This window comes from uncultured Anaerobiospirillum sp., assembly GCF_902485895.1.
GTDB lineage: Bacteria > Pseudomonadota > Gammaproteobacteria > Enterobacterales > Succinivibrionaceae > Anaerobiospirillum > Anaerobiospirillum succiniciproducens.
The window spans coordinates 30,065-48,570 of record NZ_CABTML010000069.1; the positions used below are offsets into that span (position 1 = coordinate 30,065).

Sequence of the window (18,506 nt, forward strand, 5' to 3'; positions counted from 1 at the left end):
TAGCTTACAAGACATGACTAACGTTCTTCCTTTGCTGCCAATAGGTATTTTCTTTGCCGTTCTTTTAACTATTGGCTACATCACTTCATATCGAGCTAATCGTGCAGCTCACTTTAAAAAAGAGTATTTCTTAGGTTCGCAAAACTTAGGCGGCATCGTTTTAGCGATGACCTTAGTTGCAACCTATGGCTCTGTATCTTCATTCATCTCAGGACCAGGTGTTGCTTGGAATCTCGGTCTTGGTTGGGTGGTCTTTGCCGCACCTCAGATCATTACTGCATTCTTGATCTTAGGTATGCTCGGCAAAAGAATGACTATCCTTGCTCACCGCACTGATAGTCTTACTGTTATCGACCTCTTATTTGAGCGCTTTAAGTCTCGCACTGTATCTTTCATCTTAGCGGTGATGATGGTGCTGTTCTTTACTGCCATGATCGTCGGTCAGTTCATTGGCGGCGCTCAGATCTTTGCAGGTCTTACTGGTATTGATTACAGCTTTGGTCTCATTATCTTTGCCCTGGTGACAGTTTTATACTCATCAGGAGGCTTTAGAGCTGTGGCAATTACTGATGCTGTCTGTGCCTTTTTAATGTTACTAGGCATGTTTATCTTAGCTTACGTCATCATCTCTGAAGGTGGTGGCATTGCTGCTATTATGGACACTCTTTCTAAGGTAAACATTGATGAGGCTACTGGCATTAGCCGTAATCTTGAGTTTAACGCTGGCGGCAATCTTTCTTTAGGCTTACTGTTCTCATCATGGGTCTTAGTAGGTTTTGCCACTGTTGGTCTACCACAGAGCTTAGTGCGTTGCATGGGATATAAGTCATCTCATGATCTGCACAAGTCCATGATCATCGCTACCGTAGTTTGTGGTGCACTGATGATCGGTATGACCATGCTCGGCGTACTCTCACGTGCGGTTATTACTGAGATGCCAAAGGCAGGTACCGATGCGGTGATACCAACTCTGCTTGCAACTAAGATGCACCCAATCATTGCCGGTGTAACTATCTTAGGCCCATTAGCAGCAACCATGAGTACTGTAAGCTCACTGTTAATTGCTGCAGCTTCGGCCATCATTCGTGATTTATTTAAGTCACTCCACCGCGATAGCTCCACTGCATCTGCAAGCAAGGCATCTGCAGCTGCTGCCGCCGATAGCACTGCAGCAGAAGCTAATGCAGCTGATAGTACTGCAACAGCTATTAAGAGCGCATCAAATGAGGAGCACGAACTCATTAAAGATGCCTCAAGCAGCTCCATTAGCTATCATGAGAAACTCATTGCCCGTGGTACCACCATGGTGATGGGTGTGGTAGCAATTACCCTTGCTCTTTTCCCAATGGATATTGTGGTATGGGTAAATCTGTTTGCGTTTGGTGGTCTTGAAAGTGCCTTTGTATGGCCAATTATTTTGGGCATGTTCTGGAGACGTTTTAACACCTGTGGTTTATTAACCTCCATTGCACTGTCACTTTCAGTCTATGCCATCTTCATGATCTTTAAACTGCCATTCTTTGGTTGCCATAGCATTGTTCCTGCAATGTTAGCTGGCCTTATCGGTGCTTTTATTGGTACCTATATTGGCAGCGCGATCTTAGGACAACGTATGAGCAAGGAGACCCATATGATCTTCTTCCCTCACAAACCAATGCTCGACTAGTCCTAACAAGAATGCTCTACTAAGTCCAAAAAGTACGAGCGGCACTAGCTTAAACCAAGCAATAAGCTATAGCCAAATACTACAAAGGCCGGTGAAACATGCTTAGGCATGAGCTCACTGGCCTTTTTAGTTATGAATAACGCACTTACAAGCGCCTATTCATCATTATCTACATCATCTTTATACAGATTGAAGCCTTGCGGCAATCCATATGAGTAGCCTGCATCCTTAAACTTCTCAGTGGCTCGCTCATAAGATGAAACACCCTTAGGTCTATACCCACCGCCATTTTGCGCACCACCATAAGCATTGCCGCCATGTGCAGTGCCACCATTTTGAGTGCCACCATAAGCATTGCTAACAGGTGCTGCACCTCGGCCCTGCCCCATCGCTCTTGGATCTACTCTGCGCTGACCTTGCTGTGCATAAGCTCCATCACCATCTGCTGCGTTTGTAGCAGCATAAATATCTTGTGTAGCTTCATTAGCATATGGCTCAGAGTTATTGGCTCTTGGTGCACGTGCTCTAGAGTATGCTCTTTGATTGTCTGCAGCAGTCTTACGTTTGCCTACTTGCTCACTTTGGTTAGATTCCAAGCAATTTAAGAACTGAGATACGCTCATGGAGCCATTCTCATCTTCCTCTTCGGCAAAAGGATTATCTCCAAATGGAGAATCACTTTCTTTAGCAAAAGGCGAGCGTGCTGATTCATAAGATGAATATGGCTCACTTGGCACAGAGCCATGATCCTCATCCTCGAATGCTTCTGTCTCAGCCGCATAATGCTCTGAGTTAGTACCATCAGCGCTATGGTTCTGATACTGCTCCTGGCCATAGCCGTTTGCAGACGGGCTATACCCGTTCTCTGCTGGCATGCCATAACCACTTTCTGCTGGCATTCCATAGCCGTTATCTTGGCCATAGCATGGTTCTTGGTTATAACCATAGCCGTAGCCTTGAGGTGGTACTGGGCTATTTGCTTGTAATTGGCCATAGGCTTGTGCTGGGATATGGGATTGTGCTGGGCTTGGCTGATTTGCAAAGCCTGAGGTTATAGCCTGGGTTGGGGCCTGCGATGCGGCTAGTTGTCGGCGTGGGGCGATAACTTGAGGGATAGCTTTGGCTTTGGCCTCTTTACCGCTCAGACGCTCGATCTTGGATGAGTGTGAGAATGATAAGGTGCGCTGCTTGTTAAGCTTCTCGTACCAAACGACATACTCGCCTTCAACTACTCTAACTTCGAGTACATGACCATAGCCTAAGATCTTGTGATGGAAGCGCTCACCGACCTTAAGTAGATCAGGATTGTAACTTGAGTGAGTAACAGCCTGCTGCTTGATAACCTTCTCTGGGGCCTTACCAATACTGATAAAGTCTTGATCTTTTAGCTCACCGATAAAACGAGATGGCTCACGAGTGTATCTTTCTTTCTTAGCACGGTTTAAGAGCTCACCACCGGCCTCAACTAAGAATAGCTGCTTACAGGCACGGGTCATAGCCACGTACATGAGGCGGCGTTCTTCAGCAACATTTTGCTCGTTAATGGAGTTCTTAGTTGGGAAGATGGACTCATTAAGACTAATCACAAAGACGTAATCAAACTCTAGGCCCTTAGCGTTGTGCACGGTCATCAGGCTCACTGGAGAAATGCCTTGATTAGCATCGAGCGAGTTCATGAGAGCAATCTGTCCGATAAAGTCGGCTAGATTTACATCATCGTCATGATTCTTCTTAAAGTCGCTTAAATAGGTTCTTAAGCTAGCAAGCTTTTCTAAACGCTCGTCTTCACCAGATTGCTTTAAAAACTCATCATAGCCAGAGTCATTTAAGATGATCTCTAAATCATCACTTGGGCTACGGAATGGAGCTGAGGCGAGCTTGTTCATCATCTCGATGAACTTGCTCATATTATTGCCTGGGTTTAAGAAAGGATCATCAATGGCCATGCTCAAAGCACGGTATAAAGAGCAACGATGATTACGCGCAATCTCTTCTAAGCGCTCCATACGCTTCTTACCAAAGCGACGTGGCGGCACATTAGCAATACGTCTAAAGGCTACATCATCATCAAGATTTACTCTCAGACGTACATAAGCAATAACATCACGAATTTCTTTGCGATCAAAGAAGCTCAGATCGCCCACCATATTGTAGACAATCTTACGTGCCGCGAGCTCTTGCTCTAAGATGAGAGCAATAAAGTGCGAGCGGTATAAGACTGCAATGCTAGCCTCAGGATTGTGTCTTTGAATATCCTTAATCGTTCTGCCAACAAACTTTGCCTCAATAAAGCTATTGCCAGCATGAGCCACGATTGGCTTGAGTGTATGCACACTCTTAGGCTTATTTTTCTTATAGTAATTGTCTCTTTCTTGCTGCGCACCATAGCGTCCACGTGCTTTAGTGGTAGCTGTACCAATTGGCGGAAAGTAGCGCTCGGTCTGATGGGCATTATGCTCTTGATCTTGGCTGCCAAGGTTAGCAAAGGAGGCGTTAGCAAGATCAGTATTGTTGCCATCGAAGTTGCCTGCAGATGCATAACTTGACTCATCATTAGCATCGAAGTTGATGCCAACACGACGCAGCTTATTTTCTTTTTTGTAGCCGACGGTTTTCTTGAGCCTATCGTACATAGGCTTGCCCACCTGAGTACTAAACTCCTCAGGTATGACCTCATCGCAATCGTCTTCAAAAATAGAGCTAAAGTCATCATCACCAAATGGTGACTCGTAGCTCTCATCTTGAGTTGGATCGTAATAGAGAGTTTGCTCAGGCTGAGCTAAAGCTGCAGGTACATTACGATTCGCAGCGTTGCCTAAATAGGACTTATTTTGAATCTCTCTGGCTACTTCCTTACTTAACTCTTCATCAGGCTCATAATTTGGATCAATTACGCTGACCATATCGTCTAAGGTAATATCACCACGCATTGGCTCTAAAGGCAGGCGCTCAGGATCTAAATTATTTGAGATCACCGAGTAGGCTGCCTGCAGAATATTGCCTTGAGAGCGATAGTTCTTAGTCAGATGTAATTGCACGCCATCTTCGTCAGCATGAGCGTCAACAAAGCCTTTAAAGTACTCAACGCGAGCACCTCTAAAGGAGTAGATGGTCTGATCAGGATCGCCCACGATAAAGAGGTTTTGATTAAAACCTGCCAAGATCTCCACTAACTCATACTGATCTCTATCGATATCCTGAAACTCGTCTACCAAGATATATTCAAGACGCTCTTGCCAACGCTGTCTTACCTCAGGGAAGTTCTTTAAAATGTGCAGCGTGAGTAAGATGAGATCATCAAAGTCGAGAGTATATGTACTTCTTTGGGCAAAGAGATAGCGCCAATAAAGCTTTAAAGTATCTTCTGTGGCACTGCTAGAGCGAGCAAGCAAGATTGAAGAGTCATCACCAACAAAATCAGGGATGTAGTCTTTTGTCTCTTTAGTAGAGTCAATAAACTCCCAAGCCTTACGTAAGTTGAGCTCCTTACCATTGATGTCGCACTCTTTGTACAGAGGTCTTAAGATCTCTTTAACATCGTTAACATCAGCAATGGTAAAAGTCTTAGGCCAGCCTAAAACACTGATCTCTTCACGCAAAAAGCTAGCGCAAAAGCCGTGGAAAGTAGTGATAAATGGATTGCCAATAGCATTGCCGCACAGAGCCTTCACACGCTCCTTCATTTCGGCTGCAGCTTTGTTAGTGAAGGTTACGCACCACACAGATCGTGGTGAGATACCGTATTCACTAATTAAATAGGCATAGCGATAGGTCAGAGTCTTGGTTTTACCAGTACCTGCACCCGCGTGAAGACACACATAACCCTCGGTGATTTCCACCGCAGTACGTTGTTCTTCGTTGAGTACATCTAACCACTCAGACATGTTGTCCCCACTAATTGATCACTAATTTGCGTAGCTACTGATCATATCAGCATTATCGCCTACTCCCAAATTAAGGAGCGCACTCATACACGCTAAGCCATGTATGAAAAATTACGAGCAGTACTTATGCACAGTTCTTTAAGTTAAGCGCGACCTTGCCAAGAATACGCAGGCTATTAGCTGCACAGTCTAAATACTCAGCGGCATCGAAACATAAGTCAGATAAGCTTAGCGCACTTAAATCTGTAGTAGCACTTTCATCAAAGTTATTGAGCATTAGTGCGCACTCTTCAAGCGCCTCAAGATCAATACCTGCAGCGACTATGGCATCAGCGCTACCATACTTAGATTGTGCAAGATAAATAAGCTCATGTCCTAGATAGTTGAGGCCATTAACAATGGAGTACATATTCTTAGTTACCATTTGCACGAATGCATCAGGTAGCACAAAGAGCTCCATGAACAGATTGTTATTTAGTCCTGCAGCAAGCTCATCTTGTGCAAAAACTGGCATGTCCGCATCAGAGCCATCAACTAAGATCCAATCTTGTAGCATCTGATGGGCAATAAGACGTGATTGTCCTAAAGTTGCTCGAATCGCACTAGCCCTTGCCTCCATACTCATATGAGCAGCACATTGTGGCTCATCATCACATGCATCATCTGATGTAAGAGCAGAATCATCACAAGAGCAATCCTCATCTTCAAATGACTCTTGAGTACCCTCTAATTCCTTGAGGCGCTCATCAAGCTCGTCTAGAGAGATTTTGCGGGCAGCAAACTCTGAAATTGCATGAGCAGTAATGTCTACAATACATTCTTTGAGCGAGACCAAATTCTCTAAAGTCTCATTAGGATTCTTGGCACTGTCCTTATCAAAAAAGCTCTTATCGTATAGCGGCATAGCAATAAACTCCTCATCTAGCCTAAATATTATAGAGGCTATTGCTCATGGTGAGTTTACTGTTTTTCTCAACAGCAGCCTGAAGACACAAAAGTAAATAAATGGCGATGCAGATTCACCCATGAACTGCGATCTCAAGACGTAGCTATGACAATAGCTTAGTATGTACACTCTAAGATCTTAGGCAACGAGAATTACGACAAGCTGATTGTAGGAAGGATGCTTTAGCCACTGCGGCGGCAAAAGATGGGCTTTACGGTTAAATGATAGCAGCAAGGAGGGGCCATATTGGCTTAAGCCTATGCGCCGTGTCGGCACATAGGCTTTTGTCGGTTTAGAAGCTGTTGCTACTTAACCTTTGGACCATCTGAGATCTTGGTAAAGTCAAAGAGGTTACGATCTAAGAGGTGGGATGGAACGACGTTCTTGAGCGCCTTAAAGATGATGTCTGGACGCTTTGGATATTCCTTTTCCCAAGCGCGAATCATGCGCAGCATGGCAGCACGCTCTTCGTTTTCACCATAGCCACATAAGCCCTTTGGCAGGATTGGGTACTCCTTGAGCTTAGATAAGGTGGTGAGATCTTTTTCCTTACAGTACACCAGTGGGCGAATCACAGTGAGATCGTCGTTATCATTACGAAGAATTGGCGGCATGGTCTTCATAATGCCTGAGTAGAACAGGTTTAAAAAGAAAGTCGCTAAGACATCATCACGATGGTGGCCTAAAGCAAGTTTGTTAGCACCAATCTCACGAGCGATGGAGTATAAGAAACCGCGACGCATACGTGAGCAAATAGAGCACAGGCGAGTGCCCTCTGCAGTCTTGGCCTTGGAGATTTCATAAACTGGCTTCTTTAAGCAGAAGAAATCTAAACCTACTTTACGTAAGTGCCCCTCTACCACGCCCTCAGGAGAACCTGGGAAGCCTGGATCAATATGTACAGGAACTAAGGTAAATGGAATTGGAGCAGAGCGCTTGATGGACAGCAGCAGATCAAGCATGGCATAGGAGTCTTTACCACCTGAAATACATACCATGATCTTATCGCCTGGCTCAATCATGCCGTAATCACCAATGGCATGACCTACCTTACGACGCAGACGCTTAAAGAGCTTATCTGCCTTGTACTTAGCCTCTTTGTCCTCGATATTGAAATAAGGACTTACCTTACGGCCATATTCATCTGCTTTAGATGGCAGATCGTTGTCATCACGCACTTGTTTTTCCTCTCATGGCGCTGCACTTGAAAAGCGTAAGTACCCATCTTGATGATATAAGTACTTGTGCTTTTCGGCGTCTTACTAATCCGATCTCAGGCTGACTTGAGAGCCTGTCTTGTTAATCGCAATACATGCGACTCAAGGGGGATCGGCAAAAAAATCGGGCCATAAGTTTAGCACATGGAAGGCAAAAACATCAGCAAAGTGAGAATCAAAAACTAGAGCGCACAAACAACAAAGGCAGCTACAAGCATTTTATGCTTGTTAAAGCTGCCTTATCTTAGTTTTACTAGGCCTTCATGAGGCCTTGGCTTGATAATCTTATTTATCTATTCAGTTACAGCTTCAGAGCTTACTGGAATACGCTCAATTACTGCCTTTGGAGTAATCACAGCGCAATCGCAATCGAGCTCATCTACTACGCGCTCACAGATGTTGCCTGCTAAAGCTACTGCAATACCCTTACGTGCAGAAGTACCAATAAACAGAGCAGTTGGGTTGAGCTCAGCGCATAAGGTTGGGATTACATCATCTGGCTGACCTTCGCGAATATGACAATACTCAGCTGGAATCTTATGACGTGCAGCAAATGACAGCACTGCCTTGCAGCCTTCTTTTAATGCAGCATCGCCTAAAAGATCAGGGGCAAAGCCTGGCAGGTCAATAGCTGCTGGCGGCAGGATTGGAGGAATAGCATTGAGAATATGAATCTTGCAATGCATGATACGAGATACCTCTTGAGCCTCACGCAACAGACGTACGTTGAGCATCTTAAGCTCGGTATCTTCTGGGTCAGAAAGATCAAGTGCAATTGCAATAATGCCAGTTGGATGCCAGATATGATCTTTGGCAATGAGCACTGGAACAGGCGCATGACGGAGCAGCTGCCAATCGAGTGGAGTGAATAACACGCTATCAAACATGCCGTGCACTTCATGAGCCTTGATGAGAAGATCTACAGCTTCATCCCGGGCCATCTGAGTAATTTGCTTACCCACATTCTTGGAGCTGATGATACGAGTCTCAACGTCATATCCCATAGCATGTATAGACAGATATGACTTAAGCCACTTTTCACTCTTGGCAGTTACATCAGCGTTGATATCTTCTTTAGACTCTACAGAAAGCACTGATGGAATACCAGGAGTCATCTCAGAAACTGGCATAACAGCGATGATCTTACGTCTATCTTTGCCAGCTGCCTGTGCTAAAGCCATAGCGCGCTCTAAAGCTACTTGGCGCATTTGCTTTGGCTCAATGACCACTAAAATCTTCTTAAGTTTTCGCACCTTAAGTCTCCGTTTTCCTTTTCAGGCTGTTTGTATGCCTCTATCTTATTGCCTATCTTGAGCGTTTTTCAAAGCTTATGATGACAAAGAAAAAGCACAGAGCGTGACGCTTTAAACTAGCGCCTCAGCTATGACGGCCTTAAGTACATACATGGTATGTGAGTTTAGCTCAACAACTAAAGGACGTGTAAATGCCCGATCCTTTAGCCTGACGGCTTTATATTTTAGCATGCTCATAACAAAACGGCTTAATACATGAGCAACAACGATCACTTAGCCATGTTCTTATTGCGATTGAACCATACTTACACTCTGAGCAGTTTACGTTTTGCACCAAACCCATCTATCGAAAGCAAGGATAGGAAATACACCAACAATACATCTAAGCCATTTGCTCTTTTCATTTTGGAGCAGAAAGGTGATCATCAGAACCAAGTAGTGGTAAACGGCTCTATTAGCTGATCTTAAGAAAAAAACTTGTGCAGGCTCATAGCTGCAGCGCTTGAGTTATTCACGAGAGGAAGGTCTTGAGATGCTTTAATCTCTAGCCTTTTTGTTATGCCGAAACGACAAAGATGCTTTTGATTATGAGGCTTTGCTCTATGGGCCTTGGCTGTATGGGGAGGAACCTTGGCTGTGTGGGGATGAACCTTGGCTGTATGGGGATGAACCTTGGCTTGTGGAGCCAAGGTCATTATTGAATGGGATGGGATTGCGTGAGATTACTTATCGTCTTCGATGCAGTAGTCGTAAGTGGTGTTCACTAAAGTTGCCCAGGCATTACGGATGCGCTCGACATAGCGGTCATGCACGGCTTTATTCACACTATAGTGGAAGTGATAGTTACCCACACCTGTCCAAATATTACCGCCGGCCTTTTCAATTTCACGGCGCACTAAGTAGCCCATTGCCCAAATGTTGTGGCAAGGCTTTGACTTAATGACGCTCTTGTTGAGATTAAACTGCTTTAACTCACTAATACGTACATCATTAATCTGTGCAGGACCACAATCTTGAGTGCCGTTTCTATTTGTACCGCATTTGCCATTGAGCGGGCCGCGCTCAACATACAAAATTGAGTACAAGAGCTCTTCTGGCAAATCAAACTGATAGGCTGTCCAAGCAATACATGACTTTAAAGACTCGTAACGATCCATTGGTGCTTTCTTATAAGCTACATCGCGCCAGTGGCCTTGCACATCACAAGACATCTTGGCTGCCATTGCATTTGAGGTAAACATGCTCAGGCTTAGCACAAGGCTAGCAATCATGATTTGCATCAGTCTCATAAGCATTCCTTACTCAATAGACACTAACTTTAGAGGTCTTAAGATGGTTTAGATACGAGTCATCAGCACAACTAAGCAACTCATTTTGAGCGCTGCTGTTGTGCTCTTATGAAGCCTCAATAAGATGAGGTTAAAGCTATATCAGCACATTCCGATAGCTCTACTTACCTGTAAAGGATCTGCGCATGCCGACTGCTCTACTTGCCTGAAAAGCCATATCAGCTTGGTGCTATTTGCTTTAATCGAGCGTAGGCTATTTGCGCTGCTCTTTGACGATCTCGTTTAAGACTTTGCGGGCCTTTTCTTCTTCGCCTTTGCTAAGAGGCATCACCACAGCTGCAGCCTCAATCATGTCCATGGTGAGGTGCTCTTGGTTGACCTTGTCAAAATTGATGGCCTTGGCATTTGGATTAGGCTGGTCAAACTTGACTGGTTCAGGCTGAATATAGACATTACCCTCGACATAGAAAGGTACTGTCATAGAAGTAATTAAGGTACGCACTGATTGAGTTTGGTTAACTAAGGTTAAAGGCTTTAAGGTAAAGATAAAGTTACGATTAATGCCCTTAAGCTTGGCTTGCAAAATAGTAGTGGACGCACCTTGGAACTGTCTAATCATCAGCTCAGATGGAGATGCAGTGGTCTCAGCAGTAAAGCCCTGGTTCTCAAGGCGGGTTGAGACAACCTCCATTGGATAACCATTGAGGTCATAGAATCGAATGATGGAAGTACCGTTGCGAGGTACAGCAATCTCATACTGCGCCTGATAGTTAGCGCTCATACGCATAACTTTAGACTCAAGGTCACCAGGCACGGTTGGAATATTCAATGAGTTTTCTGGATCTGCTTTACCTTCGATGTAGATTTGCTCATTGATCTGTTCTTTGGTTCTAAAGTCAGTCAAAGTATCAGAAAGCTCTGGTGGAGCCATTGGAGCAATTACATCGGCATGAGCTGTACTAATGAGCGAAAAACTAGGAGCTCCACTCTTAGTGTTAGCTTTTTCAAGCGCAACAAAAGCGGCACTCTTAGCGCTGTTGGTCGCGCTAGAGTTATTCTCGGTTACAGATTGCGGAATATTTACATATGAAAGCGCAATTGCACCGCAAACAACTGGGCTTATGTATCTTAATAAAGGCTTCATGGGCGTGATTATATCATCACTCACGCGCTTGCTTAGTGAACGCCCCACCGCAAAACAACACAGCTCACACATATGCCCTCCACTGCAAAGCAAGCTGCTTACACAAATGTCTCCCTGAGCTAAACAAGACAGCGCACGCATATACCCACATAGCAAAGCAAGCAGTGCATACATATATGCCACCACTGCAAAGCAGGCGGGCGCACATATGCATCTAAGCGCTGTATTTTGGCTGCTGTTAAGAGCTTTTGCGCACTTGTATACTAGCAAAGTCTCTTATACATCGGCTCTATGAGTATTTTTTGCAAACGCTAATACTCATCATAAGTACTTTGCTAAAATTTCCATTTCTGACGATTGCACCTTAGTCTTGTGCTAAAATTGCATAGATTTCAGGGAAGCCGTGTAAATCTTGTGAATGTATAAGTGGCAAAGCCCCCTTACAAATTCAAATGTGACTTTAAGTAGTCAGCTTGTGTTCAAGTGCGAAATACGCGCTTTTTATTTGTGGGAGCTAAAGGATCTGTCATGATGTTTTCATCAAGTATCCTTATTTGCGCTTAACGGCTGCACCTGTGCTCAGAGAATTATTCTTGTTCAATAGAGGATACACATGACCGCTTTAGTTTTAGGCCACAAGAACCCTGATACCGATTCCATCGTTTCTGCTTTATCCGCTGCTAACTTATATCGCGGTCGCGGTATTGATGTTAAGACCGGTGCCCAGGGCAAGCCTGCTCCTGAGACTGCTTTTGTTCTTGAGCGCTTCGGCCTTACCGCTCCTGAGGTTGTAACTTCAGTTGCTGGCGAAGAGGTTTACTTAGTAGATTACTCTGATCTGGCTCAGGCTCCTGATGACTTTGCAAAGTGCAAGCTTCTCGGCATTATTGACCACCACAAGTTAGGTGACGTAACCTCTGACTCTCCAGTTGAGGTTTTCATCAAGCCAGTTGGCTGCTCCAACACTGTAATTAAGGAGCTGCACGACATCTACGGCGTTTCCATCGATCCTAAGCTTGCTGGTGCCATGATGTGCGCCATTCTGTCAGATACCGTCTTATTCAAGAGCCCAACCTGCACTGAGGCTGACAAGAAGGCTGTTGCTGACTTAGCTAAGATCGCTGGCGTAGACAATCCATTAGATATTGGTATGGAAATGTTCAAGGCTAAGAGCAACTTAGCTGGCGCAAGTGCACGTGACCTTATCTTCCGTGACTTCAAGGACTTCGATATGTCCGGCAACAAGGTTGGCATCGGTCAGCTCGAGCTCGTTTCCTTATCCTTAATCACTCCAGAGTTAAAAGCTCAGTTACAGGACGAGTTAAACAAGGTTAAGGCAGAAGGTCGTCACTCTGCAGTTTTAGTTATCACTGACATCATGAAGGAAGGTTCCGAGCTCATGATGTGCTCTGACAACGGTGAACTCATTGCCAAGGCATTAAACACTCAGGTTTCTGATGAGATGTGGATGCCAGGTGTTATGAGCCGTAAGAAGCAGGTTGTTCCTAACTTAGAGCAGGCTTTCAAGGCCTAATAACTCTCTAAAGGCTACTGCCTTTTAGCAAGGCCATCTTATGTATGGCTTTGCTTTATGCATGAAAACATGCATCGCAACACAGGCACCTTTAGTGGTGCCTTGTTTTTGTTCACGCCTAAGTGAACAAATCGCCTTTAGTACTACTTGCTAGTACCTCCACTTTATAGCGCTGCTGCGCACAAACACTTTAATGGGCAGAACATGCTGCATTTTTAGAGTCTTTGTGCGCATCAGTGCCTCCATGTGCTTTTGCTTGATAGCTAGTCATATGAGCTAGGCAAATTAGGCGTTTGCTTGATAGCTAGTCCTTTGAGCTAGCCAAATTAGGCTTTGGCATTATTTCAGGAAGTTCAATTTTCATGACAGGATCTCGCTCCAATCATATCCCTCGCATTGGCGTTGTCTCTTTGGGTTGTCCAAAGAACTTAGTTGATTCTCAGCGCCTCATCTCAGTACTCCTTGCCAAAGGCTATCGTTTAGAGAACGACTTTAACGAAGCTGACGTAGTGGTAATCAACACTTGCGGCTTTATTGAGCCAGCAGTTCAGGAGTCCTTTGAGGCAATTTACGATGCTAAGCAGCAATGCTCTCAAGTTATCGTAATGGGCTGCATGGGTGCTAATAAAGAGAAAGTATTAGAGCAATATCCTGATGTAGCTGACGTTATCGGCCCAGGCCGTCGTGCTGCTGTGCTGCGCTCCATTGAAAAGCTCGTAGGAGAGCCTCCTGCAATTGCACGTCAGTCTGTACCAACCTCTGGTGTACTCCTTACTCCAAAGCATTACAGCTACTTAAAGATCTCCGAGGGCTGTCGTCACCACTGTTCTTTCTGCATTATTCCTGACTTACGTGGCACCTTAAGATCCCGTCCAATTCCAAACATCCTCTACGAGGCAAATGATTTAGCTGCTCGTGGTGTACGTGAAATTATGATCATTTCACAAGACACTTCTGACTACGGTAGCGATCTTAAGGATGGCAGCAATATCTTAACTTTATGCGATGGTTTATCTAAGGTAAATCCACGTCCTTGGTTCCGTCTGCACTACGTTTACCCAGGCAAGATCGTTGATCAGCTCATCCCATACATGCGCGATGGCATCATCCTTCCATACTTAGACGTACCGCTGCAGCACGCCTCAGCACCGGTGCTAAAGAGAATGAAGCGTCCAGGCAATATTGAGCGCACCTTAGAGCGTATCAATGAGTGGCGTGAGATCTGCCCTGACTTAACTATCCGCTCTAACATCATTACTGGCTTCCCTGGTGAAACAGAGCAGGACTTTGAAAACCTCATTGACTTCATCAAAAAAGCACGTCTTGATCGCGTCGGCACATTCCCATACTCAGATGTTGAAGGTGCTCAGGCTAATGATTACGATGGCGTAGTTCCAGTTGAAGTTCGTCAAGAACGTGCTCGTTTAGTCATGGAAGCTCAGGCTGAAGTATCAGCTCAGAAGCTCCGTGAGCGTGTGGGTAAGTCATTTGACATGATCGTCGACACCATCACCGATGAGGGTGTAATGATCTGCCGTACTAAGTACGAGGCTCCGGATATCGACGGTGTAGTAACTATCGAGAACACTCCAAAGGATGCCATCGTTAAGGAAGGCGACTTCATCCGCGCTAAGATCACCGATAGTGATGAGCATGATATGTGGGCTGACTTCGAGGCTAATATCACTCCAAACACCCACATTCCATTCCGCATCAAGCTTTCCTAAAATCCATTTAGGATTGCCATAAAAAAATGCCAGCTTTATGCTGGCATTTTTGTCTCTGTACATGCAGCGCCATGAAGAGCTCGTCTCAAAGAGATTAATGGCAGCAGTTGAGGCGCTTAAAGGTACAGGATATTTGTGTAAGCTTTTAGTAGTTGTGCTTGCAGTACTTAGCAACTACGCACTTAGCACAGTGATCTTCAAACTTACGTGCGGTGCAGTTATAGCGGCCGTGAAGCAGTAAGTAGTGATGAGCCTCTTTCATGAAGCGCTCATCAATAAGAGGAGGAATCTTATTCTCTACATCACCAGGGCAGTGGCCTAAGCACAGACCAATGCGGCTGCACACACGGAATACGTGAGTATCTACAGCTAAGTATGGCTTACCAAAAGCAACATTTAAAACTACCTTGGCAGTCTTAGAGCCCACACCTGGCAGAGCAATTAGCTCCTCCATGGTCTCAGGAACCTTGCCATCATACTTCTCATCGAGCTCTTTGGAGAGCTTTTCTAAGAACTTAGCCTTATTCTTCCACAGACCAATGCTCTGAATATATGGAGCAATGCCATCAGCGCCTAATGCAGCCATGCTCTTGGCATCTGGAGCTGCCTTAAAGAGTGCTGGTGTAGCCTTGTTTACTGACTCATCAGTTGCTTGAGCAGATAACACTACTGCACATAAAAGCTCAAAAGAGTTATTGAAGTTAAGTTCACTCTTTGGATTTGGGTTTTGCTCTTCTAAAAGACGCATTACCTCAAAACGCTCTTCCTTGTTTAACAGAGTGATATCGGCAAATTCCTTCTCAACTCCCTTGCTTGGCTCAGCCTTGCGCACAATCTCGCGCTTGCTATCAACAGGAGCCAACATCTTACGATTGATCTTCTTTGCATCAGCCATCGATGCTTTAACCACAACTTTCTCCTCAGCTTTAGCCTTTGATCCACTTGCTGCCTTCTTAGCAGCAGATTTGGTAGTGGATGTCTTTGTTGTACTATTTTTTGCTTTAGCAGCCTTCGATGAAGCTATTGTAGCTTTATTCTTAGTTTCCTTGGTATCTTTAGAGGCACTTGCCTTTGCTTTAACAGCCTTTTCCTTAGTTTCCTTAGCCGCACTTGCCTTTACAGCATTCACTTTTGGAGCACTAGCTTTAGCACTCTTAGCTACCTTGCTAGCCTCTGCCTTAACTGCTTTTGACTTAGCAGCACTCTTAGCTGCAGTGCTCTTAGTTGCAGTAGCCTTAGTGGCCGTAGCTTTTGCCTTAGTTGCAGTGCTCTTGGTATCAGCCTTAGTTGCTGTAGCCTTTGTCTTAGTTGCAGTGCTCTTGGTATCAGCCTTAGTTGCTGTAGCCTTTGCCTTGGCTGCAGTGCTCTTGGTATCCACCTTAGTGGCCGTAGCTTTTGGCTTGGCTGCAGTGCTCTTAGTAGCAGACTTAGTGGCCGTAGCTTTTGCCTTGGTTGCAGTGCTCTTGGTAGCCGCCTTAGTGGCAGTAGCTTTTGCCTTGGTTGCAGTGCTCTTAGTAGCCGCCTTAGTGGCAGTAGCTTTTGTCTTGGCTGCAGTGCTCTTAGTAGCCGCCTTAGTGGCAGTAGCTTTTGCCTTGGTTGCAGTGCTCTTGGTTGATGTAGCTTTTGCCTTGGCTGCAGTGCTCTTGGCTGCTGTAGCTTTTGTTTTGCTTGCTTTGCTATCTGCAGCCTTTGCCTTAGCGCTAGTAGCCTTGGTTGCTTTTGACTTAGTCTCTTTAGCCTCTGAAGCTTTGGCTTTAGCTTTTGTACTTGTAGCGGTGGCTGCTTTTGGAGCTGCTTTAGCTTTTGGAGTTACTTTAGCCTTTGAAGTTGCGGCAGCCTTTTCGGCTGTGGCCTTTGGCTTGGAGCTCTTGCTTGATTTTGCAACTTCAGTTTTAGCAACTGAGGCTTTGCTCTTGGAGGCAGTCTTTACCTTGGTAGCAACAACTTTTTCTGATGCCTCAGTTTTAGCCTTGCTCATGCAAGCTGAGCTCTTTGACTTGCAGGCACTCTTGCTAGCTGTCTTGCTAGCTGTCTTGGTAGCGACCTTGGTCTTTACTTCCATTGCTTGATCTTTAGGCTTTTTGTCTGCAGCGCTTGCTGCTTTACGACAACAACCACGTTTAGCAGGCTTCTTACCATCCTGCTCTTTAACCTTTGATTCTTTCTTAGCTGATGCTGCCATGTGATTCTCTTGCTAATTAGCTGTAATCAATCGAAACCTGATAGTTTCATTATCACCAACCTAATTAGCGGCGCAAGCGCTCTATTGAAGTTATGCGGCATTTTTTCACACTAAAACTCCATATTTATAAGGGCGTCACAATGCACGTGAAAGTAAGCACTATATCTTTGCTATTTATGCCTCTAAAAGAGGCTTATTTGACATACTTTGGTCACGCTGTGCACTACTTTGAACTAGGTTAATAAACCAGATAGTATGGCCGCGAGGAGCTATTATTTTTTTGATGCCTCTTCGTTTTGCTCAAGCAATGATTGCTGCCTTACCTTTTTTAGTAAGTCTGTGCAAATGTACTGACGTTTTTGATTGTTTCTGATGCAACGTAATTGATAAGAGAATTGACTTACTTTCAAATGATAATTTATGCCCAATTGGCTGTGCTTTTATGGAGCTGCTTTGTATGTCAGTTACCGTCAACTAATGCGATATGTATCGCTTTAGTTTCCCTATCCTAACCATCTTGTATGGTGGGCAAAAGCTCATAGCTTAGGCCTTTTTCTATTGCATAAAATACGCAACAGAATGACCTCGATTAGTCAAAACAAAGTCTTTGCAGTAAAATGAGGCGATTTTGAGTCCGAGTAGGATCAAGATCAAGTTTACACTAAGCAATGGTTGATTCAATCTAAGCCATTGTTTTGTAAGCTCTCGATGCAATGAGTGCCTCATTTTAAATGGTCTCATGACTTGCATCTATGCATAGCTACGTATCACTAAAAGTACAACGCAAAGGCATGTTTTAGCCCATAGCTTCATTGCTAAGCCTATTTAGGCGTTTGGGGGCATTTTTTTTGATGCCATTGCTTGTTTTAAAGTGCGCTCTTTATTAACGCGTAGCTTTAATTAAGAAGAACAAAACCTATGGTCGATGCTTTAATTCTCTTTTTCAGCGCTGCCATCGTGAATAACTTTGTGCTGGTTCGCTTCTTAGGTATTTGCCCATTTATTGGCGTATCTAATCAGCTTTCTGCAGCCTTAGGCATGGGCGGAGCAACTACTTTTGTGCTCGTACTTTCTGCGCTGATCTGTAATCTTGCGTTCAACTTTGTGCTGATCCCATTAGGCCTAACCTCTTTAGACCTGATTGTCGACATCATCATTATTGCTGTTGCAGTACAGCTAGTAGAGATTGTCATTCGCAAGACCTCATATAGCCTGTATCAGGCATTAGGCATCTATCTGCCTTTGATTACTACTAACTGCATCGTATTAGGTCTAGTGCTTCTTAATAGCTCTTTAAAGCACACCTTAGTTAACTCTATGGTCTATGCCTTAGGCGCTGGTGCTGGTTTTACTCTGGTGTTACTGCTGTTTGCAGCTATGCGTGAACGTCTTGCTATTAACGATGTACCAACACCGTTTAAAGGTACTGCCATTGCCCTCATTAGCGCTGGACTTATGTCATTAGCTTTCATGGGCTTTGCAGGCTTTACTGGCTCTGTAATGTAATACGAGCTTATAGCCTTCAAATCGTATCTTACTCATTGATAGTAAGTTATTTGTTCTTGCTCTTTGGTGTTTGTTTTAAGGCACCAACGCCACTTAATGATGTGGCAGCAGTCTTGATTCTAAAGACAGCTTTGGTTTAAAAAATTAAGATACCGTGT

At 44.6% G+C, this 18,506-nt stretch carries 12 protein-coding genes; 5 read left to right on the forward strand and 7 right to left on the reverse strand.

Annotated elements, in window-relative coordinates; all coding sequences use genetic code 11:
- Positions 1-13: 13 nt before the first annotated feature.
- Positions 14-1,666, forward strand: coding sequence for a sodium/pantothenate symporter (panF, locus tag RDO37_RS05800; protein ID WP_308498418.1), 1,653 nt, complete (start codon positions 14-16; stop codon positions 1,664-1,666).
- Between the two features lie 155 nt (positions 1,667-1,821).
- Here panF and RDO37_RS05805 read toward each other — a convergent pair whose 3' ends face one another.
- The 4 genes from RDO37_RS05805 to RDO37_RS05820 form a co-directional block, all read right to left on the reverse strand.
- Positions 1,822-5,550: an ATP-dependent helicase gene (locus RDO37_RS05805; RefSeq protein ID WP_308498419.1), complete on the reverse strand. Its 3,729-nt coding sequence runs from the start codon at positions 5,548-5,550 to the stop codon at positions 1,822-1,824.
- 124 nt (positions 5,551-5,674) lie between these two features.
- Positions 5,675-6,454 (reverse strand): hypothetical protein, encoded by a 780-nt coding sequence (locus RDO37_RS05810; RefSeq protein ID WP_308498420.1) that lies wholly within the window; start codon positions 6,452-6,454, stop codon positions 5,675-5,677.
- A 347-nt stretch (positions 6,455-6,801) separates the two neighbouring features.
- On the reverse strand, positions 6,802-7,674 hold the full coding sequence (gene ttcA, locus RDO37_RS05815) for a tRNA 2-thiocytidine(32) synthetase TtcA (RefSeq protein WP_052338834.1): 873 nt from the start codon (positions 7,672-7,674) through the stop codon (positions 6,802-6,804).
- Between the two features lie 332 nt (positions 7,675-8,006).
- On the reverse strand, positions 8,007-8,966 hold the full coding sequence (locus RDO37_RS05820) for a universal stress protein (protein WP_281709518.1): 960 nt from the start codon (positions 8,964-8,966) through the stop codon (positions 8,007-8,009).
- A gap of 255 nt (positions 8,967-9,221) precedes the next feature.
- On the opposite strand from RDO37_RS05820, the gene RDO37_RS05825 reads away from it, so the two are divergent.
- A complete protein-coding gene (locus tag RDO37_RS05825) occupies positions 9,222-9,428 on the forward strand; it encodes a hypothetical protein (protein ID WP_308498421.1) in 207 nt (68 codons plus the stop codon).
- A gap of 260 nt (positions 9,429-9,688) precedes the next feature.
- Here RDO37_RS05825 and RDO37_RS05830 read toward each other — a convergent pair whose 3' ends face one another.
- Positions 9,689-10,255, reverse strand: a complete 567-nt coding sequence (locus tag RDO37_RS05830) for a lytic transglycosylase domain-containing protein (RefSeq protein WP_308498422.1) — start codon at positions 10,253-10,255, stop codon at positions 9,689-9,691.
- Between the two features lie 253 nt (positions 10,256-10,508).
- Positions 10,509-11,399 (reverse strand): hypothetical protein, encoded by an 891-nt coding sequence (locus tag RDO37_RS05835; protein WP_308498423.1) that lies wholly within the window; start codon positions 11,397-11,399, stop codon positions 10,509-10,511.
- 613 nt (positions 11,400-12,012) lie between these two features.
- Here RDO37_RS05835 and RDO37_RS05840 point away from each other — a divergent pair.
- Both RDO37_RS05840 and rimO read left to right on the forward strand, forming a co-directional pair.
- Positions 12,013-12,933, forward strand: a complete 921-nt coding sequence (locus tag RDO37_RS05840; protein WP_027938949.1) for a manganese-dependent inorganic pyrophosphatase — start codon at positions 12,013-12,015, stop codon at positions 12,931-12,933.
- A 362-nt stretch (positions 12,934-13,295) separates the two neighbouring features.
- The gene (rimO, locus tag RDO37_RS05845) at positions 13,296-14,660 is read left to right on the forward strand and encodes a 30S ribosomal protein S12 methylthiotransferase RimO (RefSeq protein WP_281709520.1); all 1,365 of its coding nucleotides are present in this window, start codon (positions 13,296-13,298) and stop codon (positions 14,658-14,660) included.
- Positions 14,661-14,805: 145 nt separating this feature from the next.
- Here the strand turns inward: rimO and nth are convergent, their stop codons facing one another.
- Positions 14,806-16,842 carry an endonuclease III gene (nth, locus tag RDO37_RS05850; RefSeq protein WP_308498424.1) on the reverse strand — a complete coding sequence of 679 codons (2,037 nt, stop codon included), beginning with the start codon at positions 16,840-16,842 and terminating at the stop codon, positions 14,806-14,808.
- A 918-nt stretch (positions 16,843-17,760) separates the two neighbouring features.
- On the opposite strand from nth, the gene rsxA reads away from it, so the two are divergent.
- The gene (gene rsxA / locus RDO37_RS05855) at positions 17,761-18,348 is read left to right on the forward strand and encodes an electron transport complex subunit RsxA (RefSeq protein WP_027940259.1); all 588 of its coding nucleotides are present in this window, start codon (positions 17,761-17,763) and stop codon (positions 18,346-18,348) included.
- Positions 18,349-18,506 lie beyond the last annotated feature (158 nt).